5 protein-coding genes are annotated in these 6792 nt (G+C 49.6%); 3 read left to right on the top strand and 2 right to left on the bottom strand.

Going from position 1 to position 6792, the window contains the following annotated elements:
* The first annotated feature begins 559 nt into the window (after positions 1-559).
* From MO767_RS28030 to MO767_RS28020, 3 genes are all read left to right on the top strand, one after another.
* Positions 560-742, top strand: a complete 183-nt coding sequence (locus MO767_RS28030; protein WP_205894085.1) for a hypothetical protein — start codon at positions 560-562, stop codon at positions 740-742.
* A gap of 19 nt (positions 743-761) precedes the next feature.
* On the top strand, positions 762-2033 hold the full coding sequence (locus MO767_RS28025; protein ID WP_282483161.1) for a RidA family protein: 1272 nt from the start codon (positions 762-764) through the stop codon (positions 2031-2033).
* 528 nt (positions 2034-2561) lie between these two features.
* Positions 2562-3995, top strand: a complete 1434-nt coding sequence (locus MO767_RS28020; protein ID WP_205894083.1) for a catalase — start codon at positions 2562-2564, stop codon at positions 3993-3995.
* Between the two features lie 535 nt (positions 3996-4530).
* On the opposite strand, the gene MO767_RS28015 is transcribed toward MO767_RS28020, so the two are convergent.
* Entirely contained in the window at positions 4531-4947 is a 417-nt protein-coding gene (locus MO767_RS28015) for a hypothetical protein (protein ID WP_205894082.1), read from the bottom strand.
* A gap of 353 nt (positions 4948-5300) precedes the next feature.
* Positions 5301-6758, bottom strand: a complete 1458-nt coding sequence (locus tag MO767_RS28010) for a YncE family protein (RefSeq protein WP_237142333.1) — start codon at positions 6756-6758, stop codon at positions 5301-5303.
* Positions 6759-6792: the final 34 nt, after the last annotated feature.

Genomic DNA, 6792 nt, shown 5'->3' with positions numbered 1-6792 from the left:
GACCACAGAAGCATAGCTCAGGCTGGAAACTTATTTCGGAGACAGGACACTAGGTGTGGTCTCGATTTACTACTCTTCAAAAAAATCTTTGCCTGCCAAAACAAGGGTGTTTGTGGACTTCCTGTTGGAGCATTTTCAAGAATCACTCTGCCAACATTTACGTGCCGATTGACGCCTACTGCAATTAAGCCAGCATGGATCACTACACACAATAATTCGGCTTTGCTTTCCTCCGCTTTCGACCAAGGAAAATATTTCCAGTTGCGCACCTTGGTTTTCAAATTGGACGAACCACCTCGCGCACTCGCGTGTGTATACCGATAACTTTTTCCAAGCTTTTCAGTTCCTGCTTCTTAGACCTTTGGTGCTGTGCGACCGAGGAAAAATAATCCGGCATAAGAGAAAATTTAATTAGTACTTTATTCCTCTTAACGAAACAGTCTACTTTTATTATTCAGTTGGTAGTACAGCGCATTACCGATGGTCATATTTCCGAAAATTTCGGCATCACTCCATTTGCCTCCAAGCTAGACTTTTGATGAATATGCGGAGGTCAGCCATGTCTCGCATCCCAAAGAAAACATCAGGAATTAAAAAAACAGCCAAACTGAGTAATATTAAATACCCAGACACATGTAAGAAGTCTACATCCTCGCTTGGAACGGAGCTGGACTTGATCATATTGCTGGCAGAATTACCAGAGAATCTCTTGATTTTGGCTGATAGCGAAGGCAACCCCTAAACCAGATTGGAGAGTTGATATGAGTGGCCTTAACGTGGTGCTGGCACGAAACACAAATGATGCAGCGAAAAGCATTGGCCCGTATTCTCAGACAGTTGCATTCTCCCATTACAATTACATCTCGGCTCAATTGCCGCTTGATCCAGCATCAGGGAAGCTAGTCTCTGAAAACGTAAGGGATCAAGCCAAGCAATGCTTCCAAAACATAAAGTCGATTGTGGAAAGCATCGGGCATTACATGGATGACATCATTAAAGTAACTATCTATTTAAAAGACATTACAAACATTGACTCTGCACACGAAGTATATTCCACATTCTTCCCCAACTACGTACCGGTTCTCACAACAATCGCAGTTAAAGATCTGCCTATGGGCGCATCAATTCAAATTGAAGCACTTGTGTCGAATGGCGAAGGTACTATCGAGGGAGCGCCACAAGAAGGTAATCTTATAAAAACTTCCCGAAATACTGACAGTGCACCATCGTGCCTATTATTCTCTCAGTCTGTTGCATTTTCACATTACAATAATATCTGTGCTCAGTTACCCATAGATTCATCGACGCGTAAATTGGTGGCGGGGGGCGTGAAAGAGCAAGCTGTGCAATGCTTAAAAAACATTCAAAATATCTTAAAAAGCCTAGATGTACCTTTAGATGATATCGTCAAAATCAATATTTATCTTACAGACTTAATGAATATCGACGCCGTGGACGCAGCTTATAAGGCTTTTTTTCCGCATTCCGCGATCGCCAGATCATTGGCCTACTACCCTGCGAGAACATTAGTTGCTGCGTCAGCCTTGCCTATGGGTGCACTAGTACAAATTGAAGCGGTAGTATCACATGGAAATGGTACGCCACCGCAGCTTGTTGAGGACAGACATGGAATAGTTATTAAAGCAAACAATGCGGCAGATGCACCGAAGCATCCCTTATCAACACAATCTGTTGCATTCTCTCATTACAACCATGTATCAGCACAATTACCCCTCGACCCAAAAACTGGTGAATTGGTCGGTAGCACCATGAAAGAACAGACAGAACAGTGTCTGAAAAATATCAAATCGATTGTCGAAAATGTTAATCACTTTTTAGGAGACATAGTGAAGATCAATATCCACCTCAAAAACATCGACGATATAACAACCGTTAATGAAATTTACACGAAATTTTTCCCTGACGGCATCCCTGCACGAACAGTGATAGGTGTTTCCGCGTTACCTCACAATGCGCTGGTTCAAATTGATGCAATTATTTCGAATGCAGAAGGAACACCTCCAAAGCTATGAAAGTAATTTATTTCAACATGGAGCCATCTTGGAGGAATCTATTGGGACCTAGGCACGGTACTCATACGTGCTTGGGTTGGTGGCGATTCAGGGTATAAATAACCTGCCCTCCTCCCGGTCGTTGTTCTGAGAACCAAATCACGACTGAAGTAAAAATTAGCATCAGGTGTAATAATTCGCTCTAACATTTCCGTATATAAAAACAATATTCAGTATTCTTTCGATGTATGCACTGCCGATTAAAATATTGTTAAAACCTCACTGATAGGTGACGCAAATACAAAATCCTGGCCCATACTTACCTCTCGCCTGATCCACACCTCGTTGTCATAGAAGCTCTCCAAAAATGCCTCCGCAGCAACGTACCAATGCTGCTCTCCGACATTTCTCTTGGACCTTCGTGTTTATCAGGATTGAACTGCTGTTTGTCTCGATTGGGGTGGTCTATAGCCGTTGAGAAGGGAAGTTCACCAGTTTGCCGATTGCTGGCGGCCACCGCACACACACTGATTTTCTAAAGGTGGACGCATGAAAAAGCTCACAACGGCATTTGGCGCTCCTGTTGTCGACAACAACAATACTCAAACAGCAGGCGCCCGCGGCCCTGCTCTCCTTCAAGATGTATGGTTCCTCGAAAAACTCGCTCACTTTGACCGCGAAGTGATCCCTGAACGTCGTATGCACGCCAAAGGGGCAGGTGCCTACGGCACCTTCACTGTTACTCACGACATCACGCGCTACACCAGGGCAAAACTGTTCTCGCAGATAGGCAAAGAAACACCGATGTTCACGCGCTTCTCCACTGTCGCCGGCGAGCGCGGCGCGGCTGATGCAGAACGTGACATCCGCGGTTTCTCGATGAAGTTCTACACCGAAGAAGGCAACTGGGATTTGGTGGGCAACAACACTCCCGTGTTCTTTATTCGGGATCCTTTGAAATTTCCTGACCTGAACCACGCCATCAAACGTGACCCACGCACCGGGCTGCGCAACGCGAATAACAACTGGGATTATTGGACCTCGTTGCCGGAGGCGCTGCATCAGGTCACGATCGTCATGAGCGATCGCGGCATACCCTCCAGCTTTCGCCACATGCACGGTTTCGGTAGTCACACGTTCAGCTTCCTTAACGCCGCAAATGAACGCTTCTGGGTCAAGTTCACACTCAAGACCCAGCAAGGGATCAAGAACCTATCGGATGCCGAAGCGGGACAACTCATTGCCGGAGACCGTGAGACCCATCAACGCGATCTGTACGAAAGCGTTGAGCGGGGTGACTTCCCGCGCTGGACGCTGTTCATCCAGGTCATGCCAGAAAATGAAGCTGGTAGCTATCACTTGAACCCGTTCGATCTGACCAAGGTTTGGCCGCATAAGGACTATCCACTGATCGAAGTTGGCGTGATGGAATTAAATCGCAACCCGGAAAACTTTTTCGCAGAAGTCGAGCAGGCAGCATTCAACCCTGGCAACGTCGTCCCTGGCATCAGTTTCTCACCGGACAAGATGCTGCAAGGTCGATTGTTCTCCTACGGTGACGCGCAACGCTACCGTCTAGGCGTCAACCACTCGCAGATCCCAGTCAACAGCCCGCGGTGCCCGGTCCACAGCTACCACCGTGACGGACCAATGCGCGTAGATGGCAACATGGGCGGCACAATTTCCTACGATCCGAACAGCTATGGGGAATGGATAGAGCAGCCGGAGTTCGCGGAGCCGCCGCTGAGCATCGAAGGTGCTGCCGATCACTGGAACCATCGTGTCGACGAGGATTACTACTCGCAGCCTGGTGATCTCTTCCGTCTCATGACTCCAGAGAAGCAATGGCTGTTGTTCGAAAACACCGCACGCGCTATCAACGGTGCGTCGGAAATGGTGGTCGAACGCCACATATCAAACTGCACCAAAGCTGACCCGGCTTATGGAGCAGGTGTAAGGGATGCGATTGCACGGCTTGGGTGAAACCTAACTAGTAATTTCTAGGCGCCAGGCCTACAGCGTGGCGCCTTGTCTTTTTTTACAAACCCTACGCTTCATAATCTTTCAAGAGTTCCATTGATCGAATTCGGTGAACACGACAGTAATCACCCAGTCACAACCACCTAGGTCCACTAACATAAAGGATCTGAAACATGGTTTTTTAACCATATCCCCTTTCGTTATCGACTGATCCCCCCGCCTGTATTCATCAAAGACGATCATTTAAAACCCTTAATCGATGCTGTAAAACGCACCAGAGCCGAAGGCAGGTCGGGGCGCTGTGGTGGGCGCTAAGGAATAATTACAGTAGGAGTTGACCCCCACCGAAGCCACCTACTTGTGCGCATCTACGGAATCTGCCGAAAACTAGAGTCATCTACCGAGGGGCTAATTGAGGCTTGAAGATCTTCTTCAGTAAGGTGCAGTCACGAAAACGAGAAAGGCCCTGCAAGCGTTTACCAGCAGAGCAATTCTTTTTGTTTATAAAGCCCGGCTCGGGCGGACGCAACCAAGGGGGTCACGCCATACGATGGGTCTGAGTGCGATCCGAACCGTCAGACGCGACTTGCACGCTTGGCGTATGATCTGAGCCATCTGCGGCAAGAATTTGGCCTTGTTGAGTGTGGTCCGCCCCATCGGAGGCAAGGGCCTGGCCTTGTGGCGTACGATCCCCCCCATCGGAGGCAAGAGCCTGGCCTTGTGGAGTGTGGTCCGCCCCATCTGAGGCAAGAGCCTGGCCTTGTGGCGTGTGGTCCGCCCCATCGGACGCGAGGGTTTGGCCTTGTGGCGTACGATCCGAGCCATCCGAAGCAATAGTATGTTGGTATTCAGCGGTCTGAGTGAAAAATTGATCTTTCTGAGTGCTCGGTACCGCAAATGCGCTAATGCTGAGTGCAAAGGTGGTGACAGCAAGTAATTGGGTAACAGTTTTCATGATGTGTCTCCTGTCGAGTTCGCTTTATTTGCATTGCTGAGAAGTAATTGCCTGTTTGTGAAGCAATCTTCTGCCGATTGGGCGATAGCGTCCAAGACCGATATACAATGCAACGCATAAGCAAAACCTATGCATTGTGAGTGCGGAATTCACAGTCGAAATGCCAGAGGTCCTGTTATCTCGGACGGAGGTCGGTAGCGTTATGTCGCGCAGGTGAACGCAGGGAGAACCGGGACACCAGCGAATCCAGTTTTCAGAAGGGGGGCGGCGGATGGGGGAGACTTACCTGAAAACTCTTGGTCCGAATGCATAGCCACGAATATATGGCTGCGTCGCCATGCAACTGAGTTCGTTTACTTGGACTGAACCTGAACTACTGCCCCAAGTTGCTCCGGCGTGCCGGCCACGATCACCAAATAGCGATTTTGCTCAGGCGCATAGTTCTGCACGATCTGCCGGATAGGACCAACTGCATTGACGACTGCCGAACCTGCCGGGTTTGTCGTGAACGCAGACAAGGGTTGTAAGGGACCGCTACCGTCGGGTTGGTTAGACAACGCCAATATGTAGGGCTGCTTAGGTTCTAGCCCCGTCACAGCGGCTTGCAACACCTGAATCAGTCCTTGATCGAATAGCGCGACGCTGGTTGGAGGCTGATCAGCAGTTTTACCCACGACCTGTAGGCTGAGGTGCGCGGCTTGAGCCGCGACACCTAGAGGCTTGAGGTTGTCAGTCCCCGTCCCCTTCGTAACTGCGTTGGGTACGTAGGCGATAGCCTGTGGTGCTTGGCCGATAGGAATATTGGCTACTACCTTGTTGCTCAGTGTATCGATCACCGCATACGCATCGGCATTTTCCAGCCCTACGTAGATACGGGTTCCATCGCCGGATGGCCACACTCCGTGAGGAAGATTGCCGACGGGAATAGTTGCTACCTTCTCAAAATTGTCCGTGCGATAAACCTGCACCTGATTCAACCCACCAACAGTGATATAGGCAAATGAACCGTTGGCGTTGTTGACCAGATTGACATGGTTGGCGATGGGACCGATATCCAGGGTCTTGAGTGGCTTGAAAGGTGGAGTAGCTTCAAACACCTGGACTTTTCCCGTGTCCTTCAAGGTGAACCAAACCTGCTTGCCATCAGCAGATGCGGCAATGTTTGGGCAGAACGGGCTTACCTGTGGCACATGACCAACAATTGTGTGGTCAGCTACGGACACCACTACCGTCTCTGGAGTGAAGGACGAGCAGACGTAACCGTACTTACCGTCTGGAGAAAATATCTGCATGCCGGGCCCCACTGGCGTCTTGATCCTCATTGTCTCTTGGTAGGTTTTGGCATCGATAACCGACACATAATCCTCGCCGCGCACCGTCACCCAGACTTCCTTGCCATCGGGCGTAAAGAACGCCTCGTGAGGCGCACGGCCAACATAGGTCTTGTGCTTAACGGAGTTGGTTTCGGTATCGATAAACGTCACCGAATTGGTGCCGACTGATACCACCACCAAGGTCTTGTGATCAGGTGAAAATCCCAGGCCGTGCGTTAGCACTTCTCCACGATAGAGCGGGCTGAGGTTTGTCGGTTGGGGATCGCCCAAGGGAATTACACCGAGCACTTTGTTATCGACAGGATCGGTTACTGAGACGGTGTTCGAGAACTGCTCTGCCGCATACATTCGGTCTTGGTGGGTGATGGGGATATCCTGCGCAGAGGCTTTCCCAGGTATTTGGCCAGCGAAACTGACTACGGAACCGGACAGCAACATCGGGGTGATCAACGCTATCAGGACCACTGGGAGCTTCATGAGAATCTCTCTTACTTTTTGTAAAGTCAGGTCT

The sequence above is a fragment of the Pseudomonas sp. UYIF39 genome (assembly GCF_029963765.1).
In the GTDB taxonomy this organism is placed as follows: domain Bacteria; phylum Pseudomonadota; class Gammaproteobacteria; order Pseudomonadales; family Pseudomonadaceae; genus Aquipseudomonas.
Note: the sequence above shows the minus strand (reverse complement) of the source record. Positions and strands in the feature narration are given on the sequence as shown.